The following is a 24,785-nucleotide window of genomic DNA, read 5'->3' as shown; positions in this document are numbered from 1 at the left end:
CGGGCAAATGTGTTGTCTTTTCCTCCCGCCTCTTTTTCCGAACATCGTTTATGAGCTGTCAAATTGGGGAAAAGTGATGATAAAGAGATGAAAGGGAGAACTGCGTGATGGCACAATTCAAAAAAGCGATGCTCATTTATAATGGAAATGCTGGACAAAAAAACATGGAAAAAACACTCGGTCAAACAGTGCCTCTTCTTTCTATACATATTGATGAACTCATTTTGAAACCAACAAAGCAGCCAAATGATGCTTATAATTTCTGCCGTCAAATTGATGAGACGGTGGAATTGCTCATTATATTAGGCGGAGATGGTACCGTGCATGAATGCATGAACGGCATTGGCGGTTTAGAAAAAAGGCCCACTGTAGCGATATTACCAGGCGGGACATGCAATGATTTTTCTAGAACACTAGGTATTCCTCAACAAATGCAGAAAGCCGCTCAAATGATTGTAGACGGCAAAGAGAAAAAGGTCGACTTAATCAAAGCAGAAGATCGATACGTGTTAAACTTTTGGGGAATTGGGCTGATCGCAGATACGTCCAACAATATTAACGACAAGGAAAAAGCCGTACTCGGCAAAATCAGCTACTTCACAAGTGCGCTGCGCACCTTGCAGCAAACAGATCCTTTTCACGTACGTATTGAGACAGAAGAGGAAAGCTGGGAAGAGGAAGCCGTCATCGTTCTTGTCATGAATGGACATTTTATCGGTACAAATAAAATTGATTTGCCTCATTCAGCCATTGATGATGGAAAAGCAGAAATCTTAATTTGCAGAAATACGAGTTTCTCTGCTTTAAAAGAAATCTTCTCAATGAACCGGGAGGAGCTGGAGGATTTCACCGGCGATCTGTCTCTCATTCAAGCGTCCAGTATTCATATCCACACAAAAGAGGAAATGGATGCTGATACAGATGGTGAAGTTTATATGACGGCCCCCTCTTCTTTAGAAGTGTTAAAACAACATTTGACCTTTATTGTTCCAGCAGAATAAAAAATGCCCGACATCATTTTGATTCGGGCGTTTTTTTGATATAGCGTCTGTATAAATATTCAAGTGCATATCCGAGAAGCGTCCCGGCGAGAAGTGATATTCCTAAAAAGCTATTGGCTGCTCCTTTAAACCCGCCGACAATCAGCAGACAGTACACGATTTGAATGATTGAAACGATCGATATGATAAGCAGTAATCGTTCAGGATGATTGCGTGATTTAGAAATGTACCGCAGAAAAGCGAAGGCAATCGCTGTGATAAACATGAGACCAATCGTGAGAAAAGCAAAAAAATCTAGTCCAGACATATCATCGCTCCTTTCTCCTAGATGTGGAAATCCCCCTCTCATACCGGGAGGGGGGAAAATATTGTTTTAATAAACAGATGTCTGCTCGTCGATGCCTTCAAGGATTTGTTTAATTCGCTGAAGGAATCTGCCGCATACAAGACCATCTAGTACTCTGTGATCTAATGAAAGACAAAGATTGACCATGTCTCTTGCCGCAATCATTCCGTTTACAATCATTGGACGCTTCACGATCGATTCTACTTGTAAAATCGCCGCTTGCGGATAATTAATGATTCCCATTGATTGTACCGAACCAAATGATCCCGTGTTGTTGACAGTGAAGGTACCGCCTTCCATATCACTTTGCTTAAGCGTCCCTTGTCTCACCTTAGACGCCAGCTCATGAATTTCTTTGGCAATGCCCTTAATGGTCTTTTCATCCGCATCCTTAATGACTGGAACAAAAAGCGCGTCATCTGTAGCGACAGCAATCGAAACATTGATTGCTTTCTTTTGCACAATTTTATCTCCGGCCCACATGCTGTTCATTTCAGGGAATTCCTTTAAGGCCTGAGCCACTGCTTTGACAAAGAACGCAAAGAACGTCAAGTTAAAGCCTTCTTTTGCTTTAAACTGATCCTTCAGCTGATTTCTTCTTGTCACTAGATTTGTCACATCGACTTCCATCATCGTCCAAGCATGCGGAATTTCATGTTTGCTTCTCAGCATATTGGCCGCAATTGCCTGACGGATCGGCGTGACTGGCAGCTCAACATCACCAGGCATAGAAGGGACGGCAGGTGCTGCTTTTGCTTGAGAAGACTGCGCAGGCTCCGGTTGAACGGCACGTTCATTGACAGGTGCTGTCTTCTCTTTGACGCCGCCGTTTTCAATGAGCTGCAGCAAATCTTTTCTAGTGATTCGGCCGCCTGCTCCCGTACCTTGAACAGCCGCTAAATCAATGCCATGCTCATCTGCTAAACGAAGAACGGCTGGAGAATAACGTTTCTTTTGACTTTGATTCTCATTTGTTTGATCTGCTTCAGGCGCTTCGCTTTGCTCAGGTGCTGCTTCTTCTTTCTCGCTCTGCTGCTCGCTTCCTTCAACTTCAATTTCACAGAACACTTCTCCTACTTGCAGCGTTTCGCCTTCCTCAGCCGATAGCTTTGTAATCGTTCCTGTAAAAGATGACGGAACTTCTGCGTTCACTTTATCTGTCATGACTTCCGCAATCGGATCGTATTTATTCACATGATCGCCAGGTGAAACGAGCCATTTGCTAATGGTTCCTTCTGTTACACTTTCACCTAGCTGAGGCATTTTCATTTGTTCAATTGCCACTTTGAAACCCTCCTCTTTCTTAAAACGCCGCCAGCTCTCTCATTTCAGCTTCTACCTTATCCGGGTTGACCATGAAGAATTTCTCCATTGTCGGCGCATAAGGCATTGCCGGAATATCTGGTCCTGCCAGGCGTTTGATTGGTGCGTCTAAATCAAATAAGCAATGCTCCGAAATGATCGCCGCAACCTCACTCATGATGCTGCCTTCTTTTGTATCTTCTGTTAACAGAAGCACTTTACCTGTTTTAGAAGCCGCTTCTATAATCGCTTCCTGATCAAGCGGGTACACTGTTCTCAAATCGAGAATATGAGCGGAAATGCCGTCTTTTGCAAGGCGGTCTGCTGCTTGCAGCGCAAAATGGACACAAAGGCCATATGTAATGACCGTGATATCATCGCCTTCACGCTTCACATCTGCTTTTCCAATCGGAAGAGTGTAATCCTCTTCAGGCACTTCTCCTTTAATCAGACGGTATGCACGTTTATGTTCAAAGAACAATACAGGATCTGGATCACGCACTGCAGCCTTTAAAAGACCTTTGACATCATAAGGTGTAGAAGGCATCACAATCTTCAAACCAGGCTGGTTAGCAAAAATAGCTTCGACCGATTGTGAATGATAAAGTGCCCCGTGTACTCCACCCCCGTAAGGTGCGCGGATGACCATTGGACAGCTCCAATCATTATTTGAACGGTATCTAATTTTTGCAGCCTCTGAAATGATTTGGTTGATTGCAGGCATAATGAAATCCGCAAATTGCATTTCTGCAATTGGGCGCATTCCATACATCGCTGCCCCAATACCTACACCCGCAATGGCTGATTCTGCAAGAGGTGTATCCATGACGCGCGCTTCTCCGAATTGCTCGTAAAGACCCGCTGTCGCTTTAAATACGCCGCCTTTTTTCCCGACATCCTCTCCGAGCACAAACACTTTCGGATCTCGCTCCATTTCTTCTTTCATCGCCAGTGTAATAGCGTCTATATATGACATAACAGGCATTTTTCTTCCCCCTTACTCCGCATACACGTAACGAAGTGCGCTTTCTGCATCAGCATAAGCCGCGTTTTCCGCTTCATCAGTAGCTTCGTTTACGATTTGCATGATTTCTTTTGTCATCTCTTCTTTCATTTCAGAAGTCATGACGTTTCCTTCGATTAAATACGTTTCATATTGGATGAGCGGATCTTTCTTTCTTGCTTCAAGCACTTCTTCTTTTTCTCGATAGCTTGAATCATCGTCATCACTTGAATGCGCAGTTAAACGGTAAGAGATTGTTTCAATCAATGTCGGGCCTTCACCTCTAGCCGCACGGTCTCTTGCTTCTTTGACAGCGGCATATACTTCAAGCGGATCATTTCCATCTACAGTGACACCAGGCATCCCATATCCAACCGCACGATCTGAAATGCGTTCACAGGCTACTTGTTTGTCATATGGCACGGAAATCGCATACTTATTGTTTTCACACATGAAAATAACAGGCAGTTTATGAACAGCAGCAAAGTTTGCGCCTTCGTGGAAATCACCTTGGTTTGATGAGCCTTCACCGAACGTGACAAAGCTGACAAAGTTTTTCTGCTCTAATCGTCCAGCAAGGGCAATTCCTACCGCGTGAGGAACCTGCGTTGTTACAGGTGACGACCCAGTCACAATTCGATTTGCTCTTTGCCCAAAATGCCCCGGCATTTGTCTTCCGCCTGAGTTTGGATCGTCTTGTTTTGCGAAACCAGACATCATTAAATCTTTTGCTGTCATCCCAAAAGCAAGGACAACCCCCATATCACGATAGTAAGGTAAGACGTAATCTTCTTCTCTATTAAGAGCAAATGCAGCGCCGACTTGCTGCGCTTCCTGCCCTTGACAAGAAATAACGAATGGAATTTTCCCGGAACGGTTTAAAAGCCACATCCGTTCATCGATTTTTCTTGCTAGAAGCATTGTTCTGTATATCTCAATTGCTTGTTCATCTGATAATCCTAATTCCTGATGACGCATGTTACTCATCATGTTTCCCTCCTTGATTAAAAATGGATCGCCTTCCCGTCAACAGCAAGGGCTGCCTCGCCAATCGCCTCTGATAAGGTCGGATGCGGGTGTATCGTCTGCCCCACTTCCCACGGGGTTGCATCAAGTACTTTGGCTAATCCAGCTTCAGATATCATATCTGTTACATGAGGACCAATCATATGAATTCCTAAAATATCATCTGTCTTTTGATCGGCAATGATTTTGACGAATCCATCAGACTCACCGTACACAAGTGCTTTTCCAATCGCCATAAATGGTAATTTCCCTATTTTGACTTCAAAGCCCTGCTCTTTTGCCGCCTGTTCAGTGAGTCCAACACTAGCGGTTTCTGGGTGAGAGTAAACACATTTAGATACGAGCGTTTCATCGAGCGGCTTTGGATCTTTCCCAGCCATATGTTCTACAGCAATCATCCCTTCGTGAGAAGCGACATGTGCCAGCTGAAGCCCGCCGATGACATCTCCTATTGCGTAAATATGCGATTCTTTCGTTTGATAATGTTCATTCACGACAATGCCTTGTTTTTCGGTTTGGATGTCCGTGTTTTCAAGACCTATGCCTTCGATATTAGGTACTCTGCCCACTGAAAGAAGGAGTTTTTCCGCTTCAAACGTCTGAATGTCTCCATCCTTTTCCGCTTGAATTGTCACGAGATTTTCCTGCTTTTCTACGCTATCTGGCAGTACCTTCGCATTAGTCACAAAAGTGATGCCTTTTTTAGATAATAGCTTTTCCATTTCTTTAGAAATGTCATGATCCTCTGTTGGCAAAATGCGGTCTGCAAACTCAAGCACAGTGACGTTCACACCAAAATCATTAAGCATGGAAGCCCACTCGATTCCGATCACTCCGCCCCCCACAATCAGCATTGACTGCGGAAGCTCTGGCAGTTCAAGTGCATCATCTGAAGTGAGGATGTGTGTTCCATCTGCTTCAAGCCCTGGCAGCACACGCGGTCTTGATCCTGTCGCGATGATGACCTGCTTTGGAATGAGCATTTCATTTTCCTCTCCATTTGCCATTTCTACGGAGATCGTTCCTGGCATTGGCGAAAAGATAGATGGACCAAGAATACGGCCGATCCCTTCATATACATCAATTCTTCCTTGTTTCATTAAATGTTTGACGCCGCCTGCTAGTTTTTCGACGATCTCTGTTTTTCTTTTCTGCACATTGGCAAATTGCAAGGCAACGCCTCCTGCCTCAACACCAAAATCAGCTGCGCGTTTGACGGTTTGATAAACTTCTGCACTTCTGAGCAGCGCTTTAGACGGGATGCAGCCTTTATGAAGACATGTTCCGCCGAGCTTTTCTTTTTCTACAACTGCTGTTTTCAATCCAAGCTGTGAGGCACGGATGGCCGCTACATAGCCGCCTGTGCCTCCACCAAGAATGACGAGGTCATATTCAGTTGCCATGACTTGTCACTCCTTTCTTTTCCTGTTGATCATTTGGGTATTCTTTCGGTGATTCTTCTTCTTTTAAAATACGAAGCGCACCTTCTGCTAACGATTGCAGCTCATTTTCACCTGGAAACACAACAACATCTGAAATCCAGTCAATATAGCCGCGAATACTTGACGTAATTTGTTTGCTGTATGCAAGTCCGCCTGTTAATACAATGACGTCAACTGCTCCTTTTAAGACAGCGCTAGCCGCACCAATTTCCTTGGCAATCTGATAGCACATCGCTTCATAAATGAGCGCCGCCCGCTCATCACCCGCTTCAATCATGCGTTCCACTTTCACAGCGTCTGTCGTGCCAAGATAGCCCGCAAGCCCGCCTTCACCAATAATGCGTTTGAGCATTTCTTCTTGGGTATACTCCCCCGAAAAACAAAGATTCACAAGATCACCTGTCGGCAGGGTTCCCGCACGCTCTGGGCTGAAAGGACCTTCGCCATGCAGACCGTTATTCACATCGATGACTTTTCCTTTTTCATGAACACCAATGGTAATACCGCCGCCCATATGAGTAATAATCATGTTCAAATCTTCATAACTTTTTCCAAAAGAAGCCGCTGTTTTTCTTGCGACCGCTTTTTGATTTAATGCATGAAAAATGCTTTTTCTTTCGATCGTTGGCAGCCCTGAAATACGAGCAATTGGTTTTAGTTCATCCACTACAACTGGATCGACAATAAAAGCTGGGATATTCAGGCCAAGTGCAATTTCTCTCGCGATGATTCCACCGAGATTGGATGCGTGCTGGCCGGCATATCCTTCTTTTAGGTCTTTCACCATTTGCTCATTGACTTCATATGTGCCTCCTTCAATCGGACGAAGGAGACCGCCGCGTGCGCAAACTGCATCAAACTTTGAGATGTTCATCCCCTGTTCATGCAGTGTTTTCAATATGGTTTCTTTACGGAATGAAAATTGATCAATGATATGAGGAAACTGCTTTAATTCCTCATCTGTATGTCTAAGTGTCGTTTCAAAAATAGACCGTTCATTATGAAACACACCGATTTTTGTTGAAGTAGAGCCAGGATTAATCGTGAGAATACGCCATTCTTTTGTCAGCAAAAACAAAACCTCCGTTTCAACTCATTCTTCAAATTAGCGACGGCTTAAAATATGTTGACCATTTTGCAAGAATTGACTTCTTGATTTGCGCATTCTTTCAATTCGCTCTTCAGCCAATCGGTCTGCCGCTTTATAAGTTGGAATGGCATCACGGTTTGAAATTTCAATTACACGTTCAATATTTTGATAAATGCCTTCGACTTTTTTCATCGCACGATCTGCATTATAGCCATAAAGCTCATCAGCCACGTTAATCACACCGCCTGCATTGATCACATAGTCAGGAGCATATACAATTCCCATCTCATGGATAAGGTCTCCGTGATGCGTTTCTCTTAGCTGGTTATTTGCAGCACCTGCAATCACCTTTGCTTTTAACTTAGGAATGGTCACATCGTTAATGGTTGCACCAAGTGCGCACGGTGCATAAATATCACATGCTTGATCGTAAATATCGTCAGGGTCGACTGCTTTTGCGCCAAAGTCTTCAACAGCACGTTTGACAGAGTCTTTGTTGATATCTGTGACAATGAGCTGCGCGCCTTCTTCATGCAGATGTTTACACAAGTTGTAAGCGACATTTCCTACGCCTTGGACGGCAATTGTTTTTCCTTCTAATGAATCGGTTCCAAATGCAGCTTTGGCAGCGGCTTTCATCCCTTTGTATACACCGTAAGCTGTGACGGGAGACGGATTTCCAGAAGAACCAAATGCAGGAGAGATCCCTGTGACAAAATCGGTTTCTTCATGAATGAGATCCATGTCTTCTACCGTTGTACCGACATCTTCTGCTGTAATATAGCGGCCATTCAGCCCTTGAATATAACGTCCAAATGCACGGAACATTTCTTCATTTTTGTCTTTTCTCGGATCACCGATGATGACCGTTTTTCCGCCGCCAAGATTAAGTCCTGCTGCCGCGTTTTTATAAGTCATTCCTCTAGCTAGACGCAGTGCATCCTCAATGGCTGCTTCTTCGTTTTCATACGTCCACATTCTCGTTCCGCCTAGTGCCGGCCCAAGTGTTGTATCATGAATCGCAATAATGGCTTTTAAGCCAGACTGCTCATCCTGACAAAATACAAGCTGTTCATAATCGTATCGTTCCATATATTTAAAAAGTTCCATCGTGTTATTCCTCCTATTACTTCCGCTTAATTTGATGTACAGATGGCAAGCGCAATTGAATAAAGCTTACTTTCGGCTGAATCAGACCGGCTTGTTAAAGCAATCGGCGCCTTCGCTCCTGCCACCACAGCTCCCACCTTCGCATGTGCAAAGTAGATGAGAGATTTATAAAGAATGTTTCCTGCCTCAATTGTTGGCACAAGCAAAATATCTGCATGGCCGGCTACATCACTTGTAATATTTTTATGAGAAGCTGCCGTTTGAGAAATGGCATTATCTAAAGCAAGTGGCCCATCAATCAGGCAGCCAGAAATTTGCCCGCGCCGATTCATTTGCGCAAGACTTGCAGCAGTCAAAGTTGAATCCATTGCCGGATTCACGACCTCCACCGCAGAGAGCACTGCAACCTTCGGCATGTCGTTTCCGACAGCTTGCGCTACTTGAACAGAGTTGATCGTAATCTCTTTCAGCATATTTAAATCGGGCGCGATGTTCATCGCAGAATCCGTGACATAAATAAAGCGGTCAAAGCCCGGTACTTCAAATGCCGCAACATGTGATAGGACACTGGTCGTCCTGAGCCCATATTCTTTATTCAATACCGCTTTTAAAAGAACGGCTGTCGGGACATGCCCCTTCATCAAAATATCTGCATGCTTCTCGCTCACTGCCTGAACGGCAATTTTGGCAGATTCTTCGGGAGAATCTGAATGAATAATATCGATCCAGTCCTCATTGATTTCATGCTGCTTCACTAGCTCCTTCAGGTTGCGTTTGTTCCCAACCAGGAGAAAGCGAGCGACCTTTCGCTTAATTGCCATCTTGATGGCATGAAGCACTTCTTCGTCTTCTGCATGAGCCACAGCCGCCGTTTTGTTCTGCAGCTGGGCGGCTTTCATAATCAGATCGTCAAGCTTCATATATGCCCACCTTTCCTTGTGCTCGGTTCATGTTTTATATGCAAGTTCCGTGCCAGTTTGAAATGCAGTGAATATGAGGCAATTCGCATGACATTCGTGCAATCTTTTGCAGGTTACATGCATTTTATTGCATGCTATCTTTTGCAAGTTGATATTTGTCCATTTTATAGTAAAGGTTCCGAATGCTGATCCCTAACGTTTTCGCTGTTTTCGTGCGATTGAATTGATGCTTTTCAAGGGTTTGTTTAATCAGCTGCGCTTCAAATGCCTCAACAGCATCCGAAAGCGTCTCTCCCTCAAATTGACTGACAGTCAGTTCCTGCTGCTCTTTTTCTTCCTGATCTTCTGACTCCATGAAAGAAATATGCCCTTCATCAATCCATTCTTCTTGCGGGTTCAAAAAGATCATGGCTCGTCCAAGTACATTTTCAAGCTCTCTTACGTTTCCTGGCCACTTATATGATCGCAGTCTATTAAGTGCCTGTTCCGTTAACCCGCTCACGTTCCGTCCATAGTCTAAATTGATCTTTTGGATGAGACGTTTGCTTAACGAGTCAATATCCTCAAGGCGCTGCCTTAGCGGCGGGATGGAGATCGGGTATCTGTTCATTCGATAATATAAATCTTCTCTGAACTTTCCTTCCGCCATCGCTTTTTCAATATTGACATTTGTCGCCGTGATCACACGAACATCGACCGGTATAGCCTTTGTTCCGCCTACCCTTACTATTTCTTTCTCCTGCATCACACGAAGCAGCTTCGCCTGTGTACTTGGCGTCATTTCGCCAATTTCATCTAAAAAAATGCTGCCTTGATTCGCCTCTTCAAACAGCCCTTTTTTCCCGCCTCGCCTTGCACCAGAAAATGCTCCTTCTTCATAGCCAAAAAGCTCTGACTCTAAAAGGGTCTCAGATAAGGCTGCACAGTTGACCCGTACAAAGCGATTATATTTTCGGTCACTTTCATTATGAATGGCGTGCGCAAACAGCTCTTTTCCAGTACCTGATTCTCCCCGGAGTAAAATGGTGGCTGGCGTTTTCGCGCCTAGCTTCGCCTGCTCTAGCGCCACAAGCATTTGCTCACTCTCTCCAATGATGTCTTCAAATGTGTACTTTGCTTCAAGTGTACGGATGAGCTGCCTTGCTTTATTTAATTCATTTGTGAGTGATTGAATTTCTGATACGTCATGAATGACCCCGACACTGCCTTTTAAAATGCCATCAACAATGACTGGCGCTACGTTGACAATCACATCTTTTTTATTCGGTCCGACTTTCATTCTGACGCCTCGAACGGGTCTTCTTGTTTCAAGTACCTTCAAATGCATGCTTTCTCCTTCAGAAATATCTGCACCTGCTGGTTTCCCCACAACTTCTTTATCTGTTAATCCAGTCATTTTCGTATAAGCCCGGTTGATTAAGATCCCTTTTCCCTGCTCATCAACAACTGATATGGCTTCATCCGACGATTGAATGATCGCCTCCAGCATCGTTCGCACTTCTTTAAGATTGGTTACTTCCTCCGCAAGCTCAACGGCATCTGTAATATCTTTAAAGATGGATAAAGCACCTAGCATTCTCCCCGCGTCATCAATAATCGGCAAACGCGTTGTAACAATTTGTATTTGCTGATTCAAAAATTGTTTTTGATTAAATTCTGGCTCTCTCGATCTTAAAATGTCGGGAAGCTTTGTATTTGGGATCACTTCTCGTATATGACGGCCAATCGCATCTTTTTGCGAACATCCAACCATTTTGGCCGCTGATCGATTAAACAGGACGACTTCTTCATTCATGTTTATAAAAATCATCCCGTCGTTCGTTGCATTAAAAATGCGGTCATGCTTATAGGTTTGTTCCTTTAATATTTGGATCAGCTGCTGTTTTTCTGACATTAATTCTGATATCACGTAAGCCATTGAACTTGGAACAATGACTGCGTGCTCTGGCTTTTTTTCAATTAGTTCTTTCAGCACTGCTGAACTGCCTGTTGTTTCAATGATGATATCAATGTCATCTTTTATGTATTCTTTCCAATCCGTTGTCGTATCAATTCCATTCTTTTTCGCTTCTACCATCCCCGGTGCCTCAAGATCAAGGTCGGCGATCGCAATGATTTGAATCATATTTGTTTTCAGCAATGTTTCAAGCAATGCTGATCCACCCTGTCCTGCACCGACAATCAAGACTCTCTGCATCCCGTTACCCCTTTATATGAAAAAATTTGCACACCATATTTTTCCGTTGCAAAAAATTGCACAACTCTTATATTACCACGTTTTCCTTTCTTGACAAAATATTTTTTGAATTAGACAATGGAAGTAAATGACGTTTAAGGGGACATTTGATGGGGAGAATACTTGCACTAGTGATTATTTTAATACCTGGCGCGCTTGCAGCACTTGGGATTAAGCTGCTGCGTGACACTGTTTTCGGCATCATCATTGCACCATTTCCATATTTATGGCTGCAAGGAATTGCAGGGTTGTTATTTTTAGGGGGAGGTCTTTATGTAGTGGCTGGCTTTATTTTATATAGAGACCGTAAACGAAATAAAGTGACTGCCCGCTTTAAGCAGAGATAAAACGTGAAAAAAGACCCGCTGATTTAGAGCAGGTCTTTATTTCATTTCTTCTCTTATTTTCACGGCTCGGTCAGGAAAATCAGTAAAAATGCCATCGACACCTAAGGAAAACATGTTTTTCATTTGCTTTTCACTATTTACTGTAAACGGCCTGATCACTTGCTGAGATGCATGGAGAGCTGCCACAACCTCTTTGGTCACGCCGGCACCCTTGATATTTGGATGGTAGCCCCTTGCTGGTACTGTTTTTATATACATCTCCGGCTGATGAATCACATCCATTGTGAGAACCGCAAGTTCAACATGCGGCATCAGTTTGTGAAAAAGAGCTAAACTGCCGTGATGAAACGATGAAACAAGTACACGGTCTTCTATTTGAAAATGCTCGATTTGTTTTTTTACTTTCTCTTCGATACCCGGATATCGATAAATGGAGTTTTTTAGTTCAATATTGATGATCAATGATGATTGCTGCGTCACTAGCTCTAATACTTCCTCCAAAAGAGGAATGGATACAGCACCGGTTTCTTCGTAGAAAGAATGACTCGCATCTCCCGCTTTTAATTCTTCATATGTATGGTCTTTTACTAAACCTTTCATGTTCGTTGTTCTGTTCAGTTTCTCATCGTGAATGACAGCAAGTCTACCGTCTTTCGTCAGCTGAACATCCAGCTCAATTCCGTCAGCTCCCGAATGGAGTGCATGCTCGAAGGCTATCATGGTGTTTTCAGGATAAATGCCTTTAAAGCCTCTGTGTGCAAAAATTTTCGTCATAGGTCACCTCTAAATATGATGCTTCCTTACATTATGACGTGTCTTTTTTCGTTTTTCCAGTTTTGAGCGCATAAAAAAAACCTCTTCTGATTCATACGAAGAGGTTGACAGATAAATTCGATCACGTAATCGCTCTGATGGCTTGCTCTGTCGTCTCTGCGTCAAGAGCAAAAAGGGAAGAAACAACTGCGACTGCTGTAACAACGGTTACACCTAACAACAACTTTTTCATAAGATAACCTCCACTTTCTTTTGAAGTATTTGTGCATCGAATTTCTTTTCAAGAAAACGAATGGCATTTTGATAATCATTTCGTTCCTTGAAGTATTTCGATATTTGTTCAGACAAATCCTCAAGCTCCACATATAATCTATTTTTTTCTATGTAGTCTAATTTTTCTGAGAATACGTCTGCTGCCCCACTATTCTCGCACATCAAATCCAAAATTTCAAATTTTACTATATATTCATTATTTTGGATATCGCGACTATACAAAATACCCTCTTTAATATATTCCCTCGCCTCTTGATCTCCTAAATGAACCAAGGCATTGGCCAGAACATATAAAGATTGGATGTAATAATGGCTATTGTCACGATGAATTTGAATGCCCATTCCTTTTTTGGCATAATGTGCGCTTTTTTCATAATCATGCTTTGCATAATAAAGAACCGCTAAATTGTGATAGCATTTCCCAATCAGCACTTCATTGTTAATGCGCTTACTTTTCTCAAGAGCTTCTTTATACTTTTTCTCTGCTTCATCGAATTGGAACAAATCAATGCAATTACTTGCATGTAAAATTAAGCTGTCAATCGCCTGCGCTGTGTACTCTTCATGCGCTTTGAATGTATCGATGGCTTTTTTAATATGATTAATGGATATGAAATTTTGTTTCAGTTCGTAATAGATCGAAGCAACCTTATGGTGAAAAGTTCCTACTTCCAGGTCTTCATTCACACGTTTTAGCCGCTGTTCTGCAATTTTATAAAAGCTAATGGCTTCATCATACTTTTTCACATATGCAGCATATTGGCCTTTGTAAAAGTAAAAATAAAAATTAATAATGTCATCTGCCTTCTCATCGAGCGTTCCGACACTTTTCATAATTTGATTGGCTTTTTCGATATTTCCAAGTAACATTTCATGTCTGCCGTCAACAAGCTGATAATAAAGGAGAACTTCACGGTCTTCATCTGTATTTTTTAGCAAATTCTGAATTTTCTCTTTATAGACAGCAGATTTTTCTAAGTCATTCTGAGAAATGACCCTCGTCCACTTGCTAATTTCGTTCGCAACCTCAGCAGAGTGGATTTTCAGCTTTCCCATAACCTCACCCTCTTCTTTTCATTATTATAGCATAGTAAAAGAATGTGAAAATTATTAAATTCGACAATGGGAATATTCAGTTCAAATGGCACAATCTCTAAGAAGCCAGTGACTTTAAAACGCCAACCAATCAGGTCAATAGAAATAGAACTTTCGATCTCGTTTACTTTAATTACCAAATCCATGAGACCTTTTCCTCTCATCCTTTTTCTTACGAATGAGCGTTTTCTTCTTCTATTTTGAAGAATTCATGATCGATTGGCGCAGCTGATTACCACTACTTTATGTCTTTTTTATTTTTTTCATGCTTTATTTTTCATTTTATTCTGAAAATAAAGCAGCCCGTTTGTCCAATTTAAACATTAAGATGATTTTATCAACCTAACCAATTTTTGACAACATGTTTCAAAATAAAAAAACGTCTCAATGAAGAAACGTTTTTTCATGAAAAAGATACTAGCTTGCTCTATGCTCTAAACGCAGACGATCAGCTACCATGGCAATAAATTCTGAATTGGTTGGTTTCGCTTTTGACATGCTGACAGTATAACCAAAGAGTGAGGAAATGGAATCAATGTTTCCTCTGCTCCAAGCGACTTCAATGGCATGACGAATCGCTCGTTCTACCCTGCTGGCAGTCGTGTTAAATTTCTTTGCAATGTCTGGGTACAACACTTTAGTGATGCTTCCGAGAAGCTCAATGTCATTGTACACCATAGAAATGGCTTCTCTTAAGTATAAATAGCCTTTAATATGAGCGGGCACGCCAATTTCATGAATAATGGTCGTAATGCTCGCATCTAAGTTTTTACGTTTCGGTTCAGGTTTGTTACGAAGAACACTGTTTTGGATTGATGAAGAGCGATGGGTAACTTGTGTGCCGTTTCCACTGACTTGACGAATATGACCTACTAGGTTTTCCATATCAAATGGCTTTAAAATGAAATAGGATGCGCCCAAATCAACTGCTTTTTTCGTGACATCTTCTTGTCCAAATGCCGTTAGCATAATCACACTTGGCTGTTTTGTCATTTCATTGTTTTCACGGAGGCGTTCTAGTACAGCAAGACCGTCTAAATGAGGCATAATAATGTCTAAGAGGAGAACGTCGGGCTCTTTATCTTTAAATAATGTCAGGCATTCCTGACCATTATACGCCACGCCAAGTACTTCCATATCTTCCTGTCCCTCAATATACTCTGTCAAAAGGCCAACAAGCTCTCGATTGTCATCAGCTACACACACTTTAATTTTCTCCACGTTCTTTCCTCCCCAATGTCGATTCCTTTAGTCTTTTGCATTTCTCTTCTGAGTGTTCAATTCGACAAAACCATGCTATCCCCTTTAAAAAACTTTAATTTTCCGAATAATAGAGCATTATCTAGCTTTTTCTACGTTTTTCTTAACGAATCGACGATTATTGCAATTTGACAACATGCTTTTTTCCATTTTGTCGAAAAATCTCTTTTTCCTTATTTTATAACATGATGGAAGAGAAAGAAAGGGTAGAAAAAAACTGCCGGAAGATTCACGGCAGTTTGATGATCAGCTTGCTTTTTTGTTTTTTTGATAAAGGTCGATTCCTGCTTCTGACAGCATCCATTCAATGTGTACGCCGTACCCGCTAGTCGGATCATTGACGAATACGTGTGTGACAGCTCCAATGACTTTGCCATTTTGGATGATGGGGCTTCCGCTCATTCCTTGGACGATTCCGCCCGTTTTGCTTAAGAGCCGCTCATCTGTTACCTTCAATACCATTCCTTTAGTTGCTGGGAATTTCTGCGGTGTTGTGCTGACGATTTTAATATCAAACTTCTCCACTTTATCATGATCCACAACGGTTAAAATTTCTGCTGGGCCTTCTTTTACTTCATTTGATAAAGCGACTGGAAGTGGTTTATCTGCTACATGATTTTCAAGCTTTTCGGTTAACGTACCAAAGATACCAAAAGGGCTGTTGCGGGAGATATCTCCTATTGTTTTTCTTTCGGAAGAGAATCTCGCCAATTTTTCTCCAGGATTGCCTCCTGTACCTTTTTCAATCGATGTCACGGTTGATCTAACAATTTCACCATTGTCGACAACAATTGGTTTTTTTGTATCCATGTCAGAAATCACATGCCCAAGGGCACCATATTTTTTAGATGAAGGTTCGAAAAAGGTCATCGTGCCGATTCCTGCTGCAGAATCACGAATGTAAAGACCAATTCGATAGATGCCTTCACTTGCATCTTTTGCGGGTGTTAATGTTGTTTGAAAGGTTTTATGATCTCTCTTTATGAGCAAACGAAGCGTTTCACCCGTTTTCCCTGCTTTCTGAATAAATGGGGTGAGGTCATTCATTTTCTCCATTTTTTGACCATTGATTTCAATGATCATATCCCCTGATTGAATGCCTGCGGCTTCACCTGGTGATTTTTTGCCGTCTGCTGTTGTGATTTGATGAAAACCTACAACGAGAACTCCTACAGAGTGGAGCTTGACGCCAATGGATTGACCTCCAGGAATGACTTTTAATTCAGGGAGAACGTCAACTTTTGTTTTCTTAATAGGAAATCCTTTAAAATCATAAACAATTTCGGCTTTTCCCGCCTTTTGTCCTGTAATATCCAGCTGATTCTTTTTCTCTGAAAGGCTAAAGGCTGGTGAAGAAGCATTGGCTGACGCTTCAATCGATGTGTCAATTGAGTGCTTCTGTTTTTCAAATACAGCAATATTTGTTGGAATGCTGATGTATTCCTTCACTATGCTCATAAACCCTGTACTTATTAAAGAAACAAGGAGAATCACACCAATGGCTTTTCTCATCTTTTCGGGCATTCATTTTTCACTCTCCTCGCTCCTTACCCACACCAGAACACTCATGTTTTGGCTACATCTTTACTTTTGCCTTCTTCGAGAGGATTTATAACCGGCAGCTTTAGAAAATGATTGGATAAATTGATAAAAGAAAAAGACGATTTTATGGGTATATACGCCGGCTTTTACACAACATATAAAAAAGGCAGCTGATGATTCAGCTACCCTGTTGTTTTGACATCATTTGCTTGGTGCAATAGTTCTTTTGCATGCTGTTTTGTCAGCTCAGTCACTTCCACACCGGCAATCATCCGGCCAATTTCACTCACTTTTTCTTCATGACTTAATGGTTTGACACTCGTCAGTGTTCTGCCCGCTTTCGAGCGTTTCGAAATGAAGAGATGTGTGTCAGCCATTGCGGCTACTTGAGGCAGATGTGTAATACAGAGCACTTGTGATCCAGAAGCAACTTTGTAAATTTTCTCAGCAATGGCTTGTGCCACTCTGCCGCTGACGCCTGTATCAACTTCATCGAAAATAATGGATGTGACGTCTTGTTTAGCTGAGAAAATACTCTTCACAGCGAGCATGACACGTGAAATTTCTCCACCTGAGGCTACTTTCGATAAAGATTTCATCGGTTCGCCTGTATTTGTAGAAATGACAAATTGGGCTTGGTCGATTCCATTTTTCCCGAGCTGCACAGGTTTTCCGTCTAATAGCGGACAATCGGTGCTGCCAAATGGCGCATATCGAACAGAAAAAGCTGTGTCAAATGATGACTTCTCCATATACAAATCCTTGAGCTCTGTTTGAATTTGCTTCGCTAGCTTTTTGGCCCATTTTTTACGCAGCTCCGAAACGTTAAGTGCTTCGAGCAGGGCATCACGGCTCATCGCATCTAATTTATTTTTGAGCGTCTGCAGATGGCTGTCTCGATTTTGGATTTGATCTATTTCTTCTTCAATCTTCGCCGCATACTCCAAAATTTCCTCAACGGTTGTGCCGTATTTTCGTTTTAGCTGCTTCATTTCATTCAGCCTGGATTCAATAAAATCAAGACGAGCCGGGTCGAATTCTAATTGATCCAGCATGCTTCGCATTTGGAAGGTTGAATCCTCTAATAAGTAGTAGGAGTTCGACACTTGTTCAGATAGCTTTTTCAAATCATCGTTGATCTCAGACACCTGATCAAGCTCGCTTGAGGACATACCAACCCAATCTAGTCCTCCTTGCTCATTACGCAAGGCGTTATACGCGTTTTGGAGTGAGGAATAGATTTTTTCGTAGTTGCTGATTTGATGACGCTCTTCCTGAAGCTTCTCATCTTCTCCCGGCTCTAATTGTGCCGCCTCAATCTCCTCTAGCTGAAATTGCAGTAAATCTAAGCGGTGCACCATTTCCTGCTCATTCTCAGACAGCTGCCTTAGCTTTTGAGCCGTCTTCATATATTGATCATATGCTTCTTGATACTGCAAGAGAGCCGGTGCAATGTCTTCTGCTCCAAATTGATCGAGCAAATGCAGATGATTTTCATCTTCCATGAGCAGCTGGTTATCGTGCTGTCCATGTATATCAAGCAAAAGCCGTCCTACTTCCCGTAAAAGTGAGATGGTGACAAGCTTTCCATTAATCCGGCAAATGCTTTTCCCGCTGCTATTAATATCACGGCGGAGGATCATCATTTCATCTGATGCGTCAATTCCCTGCTCTTCGCATAGAGCAAATACAGGGTGATCGGCTGGTACAAGAAAAAGCCCTTCCAGCTCTGCCTTTTTTTCACCGTAGCGGACAAATTCAGAGGATCCTCTTCCTCCCACGAGAAGTGAGACAGCGTCAATCATGATGGATTTTCCGGCACCTGTTTCCCCCGTTAGAACTGTGAGTCCTTTTTCAAATGAAACCGTTAACTCTTCAATGATTGCAAAGTTTTTAATGGTTAGTTCTGCTAACACTCATTTGACACCTCTTTTAGTAAACCTGATTCTTTATAGAAGCTCTAAAATTTTGCTCGAAACTGTCTCTGTATCATCTGGGGTGCGGCAAATGATTAAAATCGTATCATCCCCGCATATCGTTCCCATAATTTCTTCCCAATCTAAATTATCCATTAAAGCACCAATCGCCTGAGCATTACCCGGCATTGTTTTCAGAACAATTAAATGACTGGCAGCATCCATTTTAATAAATGCATCCATTAGAGACCGCTTCAGCTTTGACAGCGGATTAAACCGCTGATCTGCAGGAAGACTGTATTTATATGTTCCATTGTTCGTCGGAACTTTCACTAAATGTAATTCTTTAATATCCCTAGAAACGGTCGCTTGTGTGATGTTATATCCATCGGCTTTCAAAATATCGACCAATTCATCTTGTGTTTCAATTTCTTGGCTTGCAATGATTTCTCTTATTTTAATATGCCTTTGACCTTTATTCATATTTGACCCCCCTAGGCGTTTCATTCTCAGTTTGTCTTTACGTTCTATGTTATATGATGCACACTTCAAAAAACAAGCATTACGTGAGATACGGCCAATTCTTGTCTTTTGACCATGTAAAAAGGAATAATAGCGAGCTATTATTCCTTTAGTATCAATGATTTCATGTGTCAGCCGGCTCAGGGCTGTTTTTCTTTTCTTTCAATACGGAATGGGCTTCCTTGACGACCTTCTCAAGTTCTGAAGCAGGGAGTGCCGCATTTTCTTCTTGATCAGGATGAAGCACTAAATGAAGCAGAAATTCAATATTTCCATCTCCACCAGTGATAGGCGAAAATGATACATCCTTTACATCATAGCCTTCTTTTGCAGCAAATTGATTCATCTCTTCTAGTACACCAAGGTGGACAGACGGCTCACGCACGATGCCTTTTTTCCCAACAAGCTCTCTGCCTGCTTCAAATTGAGGCTTGACGAGCGCAATACAGTCACCACCCGGTACAAGAATATGCTTTAAAGCCGGCAGAATGAGTTTGAGTGAGATAAAAGATACATCAATCGATGCCACTTCTGGCAATCCTTCAGTAAAATCAGCTGGAACGGAATGGCGGAAATTGGTGCGCTCCATGACGATAACCCTGTCATCCTGCCTTAATTTCCACGCAAGCTGATTGTAGCCAACGTCTACAGCATATGATTTGACTGCTCCATTTTGAAGAGCACAATCTGTAAATCCGCCTGTTGATGAGCCAATATCAATCAGCAATTTCCCTTCAACTGTCAGATCAAATTCTTTAAGCGCTTTTTCAAGCTTTAACCCGCCGCGGCTTACGTATTTGAGAGGGTTCCCCTTCACTGTAAGCGGCGTATCACGAGCAATTTTCTCGCCTGGTTTATCCAAACGGGTTTCATTTGAGTAAACGATCCCTGCCATGATGGCACGCTTTGCTTTCTCTCTTGTTTCCATTAGTCCTTGTTCGACTAATAAAACGTCAAGTCGTTCTTTCTTTGATGTCATGATCCAATTCCTTTTCTTGGTGCTGCTGGAAGCAGGTCACGTAAAGTCTCAGCAACCTGTGCTTTCGTCAGTCCAATTTCTTCAAGCAGGGCATCAACACTTCCATGCTCAATAAATTGATCTGGGATACCCATACGTTCTACTTTGATATGTGATGCTTTCTTGTCGTGTAAATATTCTAATACGCTACTGCCAAACCCGCCTTGAAGCACAGCTTCTTCAATCGTTAAAATCGGAATCCCTTCAGAAAGAATGTCATGTAGCATCGCTTCATCAAGCGGCTTAATAAACCGAGCGTTGACGACACGAATTGATTTCCCTTCTTTTTGAAGCTCCTCAGCTGCTTGCAGCGCCATTTTAATCGTCGTACCGAATGTTAAAATGACGGCATCCTTCCCTGGACGAAGAACCTCCCAGGACCCAATCGGAATGGTTTTCAGCTGTTCATCCATTTTCACGCCAAGACCATTTCCGCGTGGGAAACGCATGGCAATAGGACCGTCATCATACTGAATGGCTGTATTGACCATGTGCTGGCCTTCATTTTCATCCTTCGGCATCATGAGCACCATATTCGGCATATGACGCATGAAGGCAATATCAAACACACCTTGATGCGTTTCTCCATCTGCACCGACAAGACCCGCACGGTCAATTCCGATAAATACATTGAGGTTTTGGCGGCAAATATCATGCAGCACTTGATCATAAGCTCTTTGCAGGAATGTTGAATAGATCGCTAAAAATGGCTTCATATCCTGCGTCGCAAGCCCAGCTGCCATTGTGGCTGCATGCTGCTCAGCAATTCCTACATCAAACATTCGCTCTGGAAATTCCTTTGCAAAGCCTTCAAGTTTTGAGCCAACAGGCATCGCAGGCGTGATGGCCACAATTCGCTCATCTTTCCGCGCAAGCTTTCTGACTGTTTCACTGACAAGACCACTCCATGACGGTGCAGCAGCTGCTGGTTTTACAAAATCACCTGTATCAATTTTGTATGGACCTGTGCCGTGCCAAGTCCCGATTTTATCGGATTCTGCCGGCTGATAGCCTTTTCCTTTTTTCGTGATGACATGCAGCAGGACAGGACCTTTTGTTTTCTTTGCATATTCAAGGTTTTCAAAAAGATCTTCATAAGAATGTCCATCAACAGGACCTAAGTAAGTGAATCCCATTTCCTCAAAGAACATGCCAGACACTAGTAAATACTTGAGGCTGTCTTTAATACGCTCTGCTGTGGCAGCAAGCTTTCCGCCTACAGCTGGGATCCGCTTAAATAAATACTCGAGCTCGTCCTTTACCCATTGGTACTTGCCTGCTGTGCGCAGTCTGCCAAGCATGGTGTGAATTGCACCGACGTTTGGTGCAATACTCATTTCATTATCGTTTAAGATAACGATCATGTCTTTCTTTTCATCACCGATATGATTCAGAGCTTCAAGCGCCATACCTCCGGTTAATGCACCATCTCCGATAATCGGCAGGATATATTCATCTGTCCCTTTAATATCCCGCGCCGCCGCCATACCCATCGCGCCAGATAATGACGTTGAGCTGTGGCCTGTTTCCCAAACATCATGCTCACTTTCATTTCGTTTAGGAAAACCGCAAAGTCCTTTATATTGACGAAGTGTATCAAACTCCGCCCCTCTTCCAGTTAACAGCTTGTGAACATAAGACTGATGTCCAACATCCCAAAGGAATTTGTCTTTCGGGCTGTCAAATACTTTATGAAGGGCAACCGTGAGTTCAACGACACCCAGGTTTGGACCGATATGCCCGCCAGAGTTAGCCAAGGACTCAATTAAAAACATGCGAATGTCAGCACTAAGCTCCTCTAATTCTGCAATTGACATTCCTTTTAGAAACGTTGGATTTTTTATTGATAAAAGATCCAATCAGGATCAACTCGCTTTCAACAAAATTTCTATCTACATATATAATGCCTTATTCCGATGAAAACCAAGCGGGAATAAGAGTTGTCTCATCATGATAAACTGTTTACAGTTTACCACAATTGCTCGAAGACCCTCAAATCTAGGCTGTTTTTAATGATCTCTTGAGGCGATCAGATCACATAACTCATGCAGCAATTGCTGCTCTAATTCAAGATTTGAGACAATTTCTTTTGCACGTGTGATGTGCTCGTGCAGCTTTTCTTTTGCTCCTGTAAGCGTTAATAAAGAAGGATATGTCGACTTTTCATTCGCTGTATCAGAGCCGACTCGTTTTCCTATTTTTTCTTCGCTTCCTTCGAGGTCTAAAATGTCATCACGGATTTGAAAAGCAATGCCAATATGATAGCTGAATTCTCTTAGTTTTTCGATATCCTCATCTGATGCTCCTGCCAGCATTGCACCTGCTGTGACGCTGAATGTGAGAAGCTTTCCTGTTTTCCGGGCATGAATGGATTCTAGTTCAGCAAGCGGGACTTGTTTTTGCTCTGCTTCCATGTCATCAAATTGACCGCCAACCATTCCTAGTGCACCTGCTGACCGCACAAGCTCATCTACGATTCTAAGCTTTTGGTCAGAAGAGACTCTGCTAGATAGCTGCGATGTAATGAGGCGGAAGCTTTCCGTTAAAAGTGCATCACCAGCGAGAACCGCTGTTGCTTCCCCGTATACTTTATGGTTAGTCGGCTTTCCTCTGCGAAGGTCATCATCGTCCATGCAAGGAAGGTCGTCATGTATCAATGAATACGTATGAATCATTTCTACAGCACAGCCAACCGGTATGCCATCTTCTTCGTTTTTTCCGTAAGCATGTAATAAAGCAAGAACGAGAACAGGGCGAAGTCTTTTCCCTCCAGCTTCAAGAGAGTAAAGCATCGAAGATTTTAGTTCTTCTGGAATTTTCAATTCCTGAACATATGTAAATAAATAATCTTCAATGGCCTGTTTTCGTGTTGTTAAAAAATCCTGCAAATTACTTGTCACCAGCATCTGCCTCCTTCACCGAGAAAGGAGCCAGTTCACCGTCCTCTTTTAAAATGAAATCCATCTGCTTTTCAACGTGCTGTAATTTTTCATGACAAAGCTTTGAAAGTGTCATGCCTTCTTGGAAATAATGAATGGCTTGCTCAAGTGGTACATCTCCTTCTTCGAGCTTCCCAACGATCTCCTCAAGACCTTTCATCGCTTCTTCAAATGTCATTTGTTCTTCTTTTTGTTTATTTGATTCTGTCATGATGATTGCCCCTCCTTCTCAATAACCTCACAAATCAGACGTCCATCCTTCATGGTGATAGCCAATTGATCCTTCGTATCGACTTGGTTCACACTTTTAATCAGTTCATTGTCTTTATAGGCTAAACTGTAGCCTCTTTCCATCACTTGAAGTGGATTTAATGCATTTAGTTTACCAAGAACAGATTGGAACTGCGAATGAATTGTTTTCATTTGCACATTCATGCTGCGGATGAGCTGTTCTGTTTCATTGGTGTGGCGTTTTTTCGCCTGAAGCAGCTGCTCTTTTGGATGAAGCGGCTTCAGCCTGTATGTCTGGCGGTCTAGTTGACTGCGTTTTTGTTCAATTTGTCTCGTCAGCTGTTTTTGAAAACGGTCAAATACCAAATCGAATTGCTGCTCTTTTTGCTCCTGCAATCGTTTTGGAAAACGGAAGGCATAAGAGGATTGCAGCGCCACAAGACGGTCTTTCGCTTGTGATGTTCGGTTCTTCACGGCCCTTGTAAGCCGAATGTCGATGGATTTGATTCGTTCTATTAAATCGGCTGTGCTTGGAACAGCGAGCTCGGCTGCTCCTGTTGGTGTGGGTGCTCTCATGTCTGCAGTGAAATCACTGATCGTAAAGTCCGTTTCATGCCCCACTGCAGAAATGATTGGAATGTCTGATGCGAAGATTGCTCTTGCGACAGCTTCTTCATTAAAGGCCCAAAGTTCTTCGATCGAACCGCCTCCTCTTCCGACAATCAAGACATCACAGATCTGTTTTTCATTTGCTTCTTTGATCCGCTCTACGATTGAACGGACGGCATTTTCACCTTGGACAAGCGCCGGAAGCACAATGATTTTCGCCTGCTGATAACGCCGGTTAATCGTTGTGATGACATCTCGAACAGCCGCTCCTGTTGGGGATGTAATGACACCAACAACCTCTGGATATTCAGGAATTGGTTTTTTATAGCGCGCATCAAATAAGCCTTCACTTGCCAGCTTTTTCTTCAGCTCTTCATAAGCTAGATGAAGAGCACCAACACCATCAGGCTGCATTTCTTTTGCATATAATTGATAGTTGCCGCTTGGTTCATATACTTGAATCCCGCCGCGTACAAACACTTTCATTCCGCTTTTTGGTGAAAAAGGCAGCTTTGCTGCGGAACGCTGGAACATGACGGCTTGCATGCGTGCGTTTTCGTCTTTTAAGGTGAAGTACACATGACCTCTTGAATGAATCTTTACATTGGATAACTCACCTTTGATCCAAATATCTTCTAAATGCGGATCAACATCAAATTTTCTTTTTATGTATTTTGTAAGGGCTGTGACCGTCACAAAGGCTTTTTCACTCATGACGTATTCCTCCTCTTCAAAAACGCACATTCATCCACCGGCAGCATGCAGGTGGATGAATGGATAAAG

Annotated in this window: 22 protein-coding genes; 2 read left to right on the top strand and 20 right to left on the bottom strand. The window is 42.5% G+C overall.

All coding sequences use genetic code 11. The features are described from left to right. Positions 1–107: 107 nt before the first annotated feature. Positions 108–1,001: a YegS/Rv2252/BmrU family lipid kinase gene (locus M1D84_RS07860; RefSeq protein ID WP_332284161.1), complete on the top strand. Its 894-nt coding sequence runs from the start codon at positions 108–110 to the stop codon at positions 999–1,001. A gap of 13 nt (positions 1,002–1,014) precedes the next feature. On the opposite strand, the gene M1D84_RS07855 is transcribed toward M1D84_RS07860, so the two are convergent. The 9 genes from M1D84_RS07855 to M1D84_RS07815 all read right to left on the bottom strand — a co-directional run bounded on the left by M1D84_RS07855 (position 1,015) and on the right by M1D84_RS07815 (position 11,437). Further along, the gene (locus M1D84_RS07855) at positions 1,015–1,308 is read right to left on the bottom strand and encodes a YesK family protein (RefSeq protein WP_024428019.1); all 294 of its coding nucleotides are present in this window, start codon (positions 1,306–1,308) and stop codon (positions 1,015–1,017) included. 66 nt (positions 1,309–1,374) lie between these two features. Beyond that, on the bottom strand, positions 1,375–2,631 hold the full coding sequence (locus M1D84_RS07850; RefSeq protein WP_122631083.1) for a dihydrolipoamide acetyltransferase family protein: 1,257 nt from the start codon (positions 2,629–2,631) through the stop codon (positions 1,375–1,377). A gap of 19 nt (positions 2,632–2,650) precedes the next feature. Next, positions 2,651–3,634 (bottom strand): alpha-ketoacid dehydrogenase subunit beta, encoded by a 984-nt coding sequence (locus M1D84_RS07845; protein ID WP_024422925.1) that lies wholly within the window; start codon positions 3,632–3,634, stop codon positions 2,651–2,653. Between the two features lie 12 nt (positions 3,635–3,646). Next, entirely contained in the window at positions 3,647–4,639 is a 993-nt protein-coding gene (locus M1D84_RS07840) for a thiamine pyrophosphate-dependent dehydrogenase E1 component subunit alpha (protein ID WP_056767291.1), read from the bottom strand. Positions 4,640–4,656: 17 nt separating this feature from the next. Beyond that, on the bottom strand, positions 4,657–6,081 hold the full coding sequence (gene lpdA, locus M1D84_RS07835; protein WP_332284160.1) for a dihydrolipoyl dehydrogenase: 1,425 nt from the start codon (positions 6,079–6,081) through the stop codon (positions 4,657–4,659). Continuing rightward, positions 6,071–7,192 carry a butyrate kinase gene (gene buk, locus M1D84_RS07830; RefSeq protein WP_034622326.1) on the bottom strand — a complete coding sequence of 374 codons (1,122 nt, stop codon included), beginning with the start codon at positions 7,190–7,192 and terminating at the stop codon, positions 6,071–6,073. The genes lpdA and buk overlap by 11 nt, the downstream gene beginning before the upstream one ends. A 33-nt stretch (positions 7,193–7,225) precedes the next feature. Continuing rightward, positions 7,226–8,320 (bottom strand): branched-chain amino acid dehydrogenase, encoded by a 1,095-nt coding sequence (gene bcd / locus M1D84_RS07825; protein ID WP_003215658.1) that lies wholly within the window; start codon positions 8,318–8,320, stop codon positions 7,226–7,228. A gap of 26 nt (positions 8,321–8,346) precedes the next feature. After that, the gene (gene yqiS, locus M1D84_RS07820) at positions 8,347–9,240 is read right to left on the bottom strand and encodes a phosphate butyryltransferase (protein WP_024422929.1); all 894 of its coding nucleotides are present in this window, start codon (positions 9,238–9,240) and stop codon (positions 8,347–8,349) included. A 124-nt stretch (positions 9,241–9,364) separates the two neighbouring features. After that, entirely contained in the window at positions 9,365–11,437 is a 2,073-nt protein-coding gene (locus M1D84_RS07815) for a sigma-54 interaction domain-containing protein (RefSeq protein WP_024428014.1), read from the bottom strand. Between the two features lie 149 nt (positions 11,438–11,586). Here M1D84_RS07815 and M1D84_RS07810 point away from each other — a divergent pair, with 149 nt between their 5' ends. Further along, positions 11,587–11,823: a DUF2627 domain-containing protein gene (locus M1D84_RS07810; protein WP_024422931.1), complete on the top strand. Its 237-nt coding sequence runs from the start codon at positions 11,587–11,589 to the stop codon at positions 11,821–11,823. A 36-nt stretch (positions 11,824–11,859) separates the two neighbouring features. On the opposite strand, the gene M1D84_RS07805 is transcribed toward M1D84_RS07810, so the two are convergent. The 11 genes from M1D84_RS07805 to xseA all read right to left on the bottom strand — a co-directional run bounded on the left by M1D84_RS07805 (position 11,860) and on the right by xseA (position 24,716). Continuing rightward, positions 11,860–12,597, bottom strand: a complete 738-nt coding sequence (locus M1D84_RS07805; protein WP_024422932.1) for a glycerophosphodiester phosphodiesterase — start codon at positions 12,595–12,597, stop codon at positions 11,860–11,862. A gap of 228 nt (positions 12,598–12,825) precedes the next feature. After that, positions 12,826–13,926, bottom strand: a complete 1,101-nt coding sequence (locus M1D84_RS07800) for a Rap family tetratricopeptide repeat protein (RefSeq protein WP_332284156.1) — start codon at positions 13,924–13,926, stop codon at positions 12,826–12,828. Between the two features lie 456 nt (positions 13,927–14,382). Continuing rightward, positions 14,383–15,186, bottom strand: a complete 804-nt coding sequence (spo0A, locus tag M1D84_RS07795) for a sporulation transcription factor Spo0A (RefSeq protein WP_024422935.1) — start codon at positions 15,184–15,186, stop codon at positions 14,383–14,385. 285 nt (positions 15,187–15,471) lie between these two features. Continuing rightward, positions 15,472–16,749: a SpoIVB peptidase gene (gene spoIVB / locus M1D84_RS07790; protein ID WP_103131961.1), complete on the bottom strand. Its 1,278-nt coding sequence runs from the start codon at positions 16,747–16,749 to the stop codon at positions 15,472–15,474. 200 nt (positions 16,750–16,949) lie between these two features. Beyond that, positions 16,950–18,683, bottom strand: coding sequence for a DNA repair protein RecN (gene recN, locus M1D84_RS07785; RefSeq protein ID WP_103131960.1), 1,734 nt, complete (start codon positions 18,681–18,683; stop codon positions 16,950–16,952). Between the two features lie 33 nt (positions 18,684–18,716). Next, entirely contained in the window at positions 18,717–19,166 is a 450-nt protein-coding gene (gene ahrC, locus M1D84_RS07780; protein WP_024422938.1) for a transcriptional regulator AhrC/ArgR, read from the bottom strand. Between the two features lie 163 nt (positions 19,167–19,329). Beyond that, on the bottom strand, positions 19,330–20,184 hold the full coding sequence (locus tag M1D84_RS07775) for a TlyA family RNA methyltransferase (protein WP_025092991.1): 855 nt from the start codon (positions 20,182–20,184) through the stop codon (positions 19,330–19,332). Then, positions 20,181–22,082, bottom strand: coding sequence for a 1-deoxy-D-xylulose-5-phosphate synthase (gene dxs / locus M1D84_RS07770; protein WP_034621623.1), 1,902 nt, complete (start codon positions 22,080–22,082; stop codon positions 20,181–20,183). Before dxs ends, M1D84_RS07775 begins: the two co-directional genes overlap by 4 nt. Positions 22,083–22,232: 150 nt before the next feature. Continuing rightward, positions 22,233–23,129, bottom strand: coding sequence for a polyprenyl synthetase family protein (locus M1D84_RS07765; RefSeq protein ID WP_411263509.1), 897 nt, complete (start codon positions 23,127–23,129; stop codon positions 22,233–22,235). After that, positions 23,113–23,373, bottom strand: coding sequence for an exodeoxyribonuclease VII small subunit (locus M1D84_RS07760; protein WP_003215880.1), 261 nt, complete (start codon positions 23,371–23,373; stop codon positions 23,113–23,115). The genes M1D84_RS07765 and M1D84_RS07760 overlap by 17 nt, the downstream gene beginning before the upstream one ends. Then, positions 23,370–24,716: an exodeoxyribonuclease VII large subunit gene (gene xseA, locus M1D84_RS07755; RefSeq protein WP_056767306.1), complete on the bottom strand. Its 1,347-nt coding sequence runs from the start codon at positions 24,714–24,716 to the stop codon at positions 23,370–23,372. Before xseA ends, M1D84_RS07760 begins: the two co-directional genes overlap by 4 nt. Positions 24,717–24,785: the final 69 nt, after the last annotated feature.

This window comes from Bacillus sp. PK5-006 (genome assembly GCF_054161415.1).
Note: the sequence above shows the minus strand (reverse complement) of the source record. Positions and strands in the feature narration are given on the sequence as shown.

Coding starts and splice junctions, on each gene's coding strand:
- M1D84_RS07800 (WP_332284156.1), bottom strand. CDS start 13,926: ATGGGAAAGCTGAAAATCCACTCTGCTGAGGTTGCGAACGAAATTAGC.
- M1D84_RS07845 (WP_024422925.1), bottom strand. CDS start 3,634: ATGCCTGTTATGTCATATATAGACGCTATTACACTGGCGATGAAAGAA.
- ahrC (WP_024422938.1), bottom strand. CDS start 19,166: ATGAATAAAGGTCAAAGGCATATTAAAATAAGAGAAATCATTGCAAGC.
- M1D84_RS07765 (WP_411263509.1), bottom strand. CDS start 23,129: ATGCTGGTGACAAGTAATTTGCAGGATTTTTTAACAACACGAAAACAG.
- M1D84_RS07855 (WP_024428019.1), bottom strand. CDS start 1,308: ATGTCTGGACTAGATTTTTTTGCTTTTCTCACGATTGGTCTCATGTTT.
- M1D84_RS07810 (WP_024422931.1), top strand. CDS start 11,587: ATGGGGAGAATACTTGCACTAGTGATTATTTTAATACCTGGCGCGCTT.
- M1D84_RS07860 (WP_332284161.1), top strand. CDS start 108: ATGGCACAATTCAAAAAAGCGATGCTCATTTATAATGGAAATGCTGGA.
- M1D84_RS07840 (WP_056767291.1), bottom strand. CDS start 4,639: ATGAGTAACATGCGTCATCAGGAATTAGGATTATCAGATGAACAAGCA.
- M1D84_RS07815 (WP_024428014.1), bottom strand. CDS start 11,437: ATGCAGAGAGTCTTGATTGTCGGTGCAGGACAGGGTGGATCAGCATTG.
- bcd (WP_003215658.1), bottom strand. CDS start 8,320: ATGGAACTTTTTAAATATATGGAACGATACGATTATGAACAGCTTGTA.
- M1D84_RS07760 (WP_003215880.1), bottom strand. CDS start 23,373: ATGACAGAATCAAATAAACAAAAAGAAGAACAAATGACATTTGAAGAA.
- lpdA (WP_332284160.1), bottom strand. CDS start 6,081: ATGGCAACTGAATATGACCTCGTCATTCTTGGTGGAGGCACAGGCGGC.
- M1D84_RS07805 (WP_024422932.1), bottom strand. CDS start 12,597: ATGACGAAAATTTTTGCACACAGAGGCTTTAAAGGCATTTATCCTGAA.
- spoIVB (WP_103131961.1), bottom strand. CDS start 16,749: ATGCCCGAAAAGATGAGAAAAGCCATTGGTGTGATTCTCCTTGTTTCT.
- xseA (WP_056767306.1), bottom strand. CDS start 24,716: ATGAGTGAAAAAGCCTTTGTGACGGTCACAGCCCTTACAAAATACATA.
- yqiS (WP_024422929.1), bottom strand. CDS start 9,240: ATGAAGCTTGACGATCTGATTATGAAAGCCGCCCAGCTGCAGAACAAA.
- M1D84_RS07775 (WP_025092991.1), bottom strand. CDS start 20,184: ATGACATCAAAGAAAGAACGACTTGACGTTTTATTAGTCGAACAAGGA.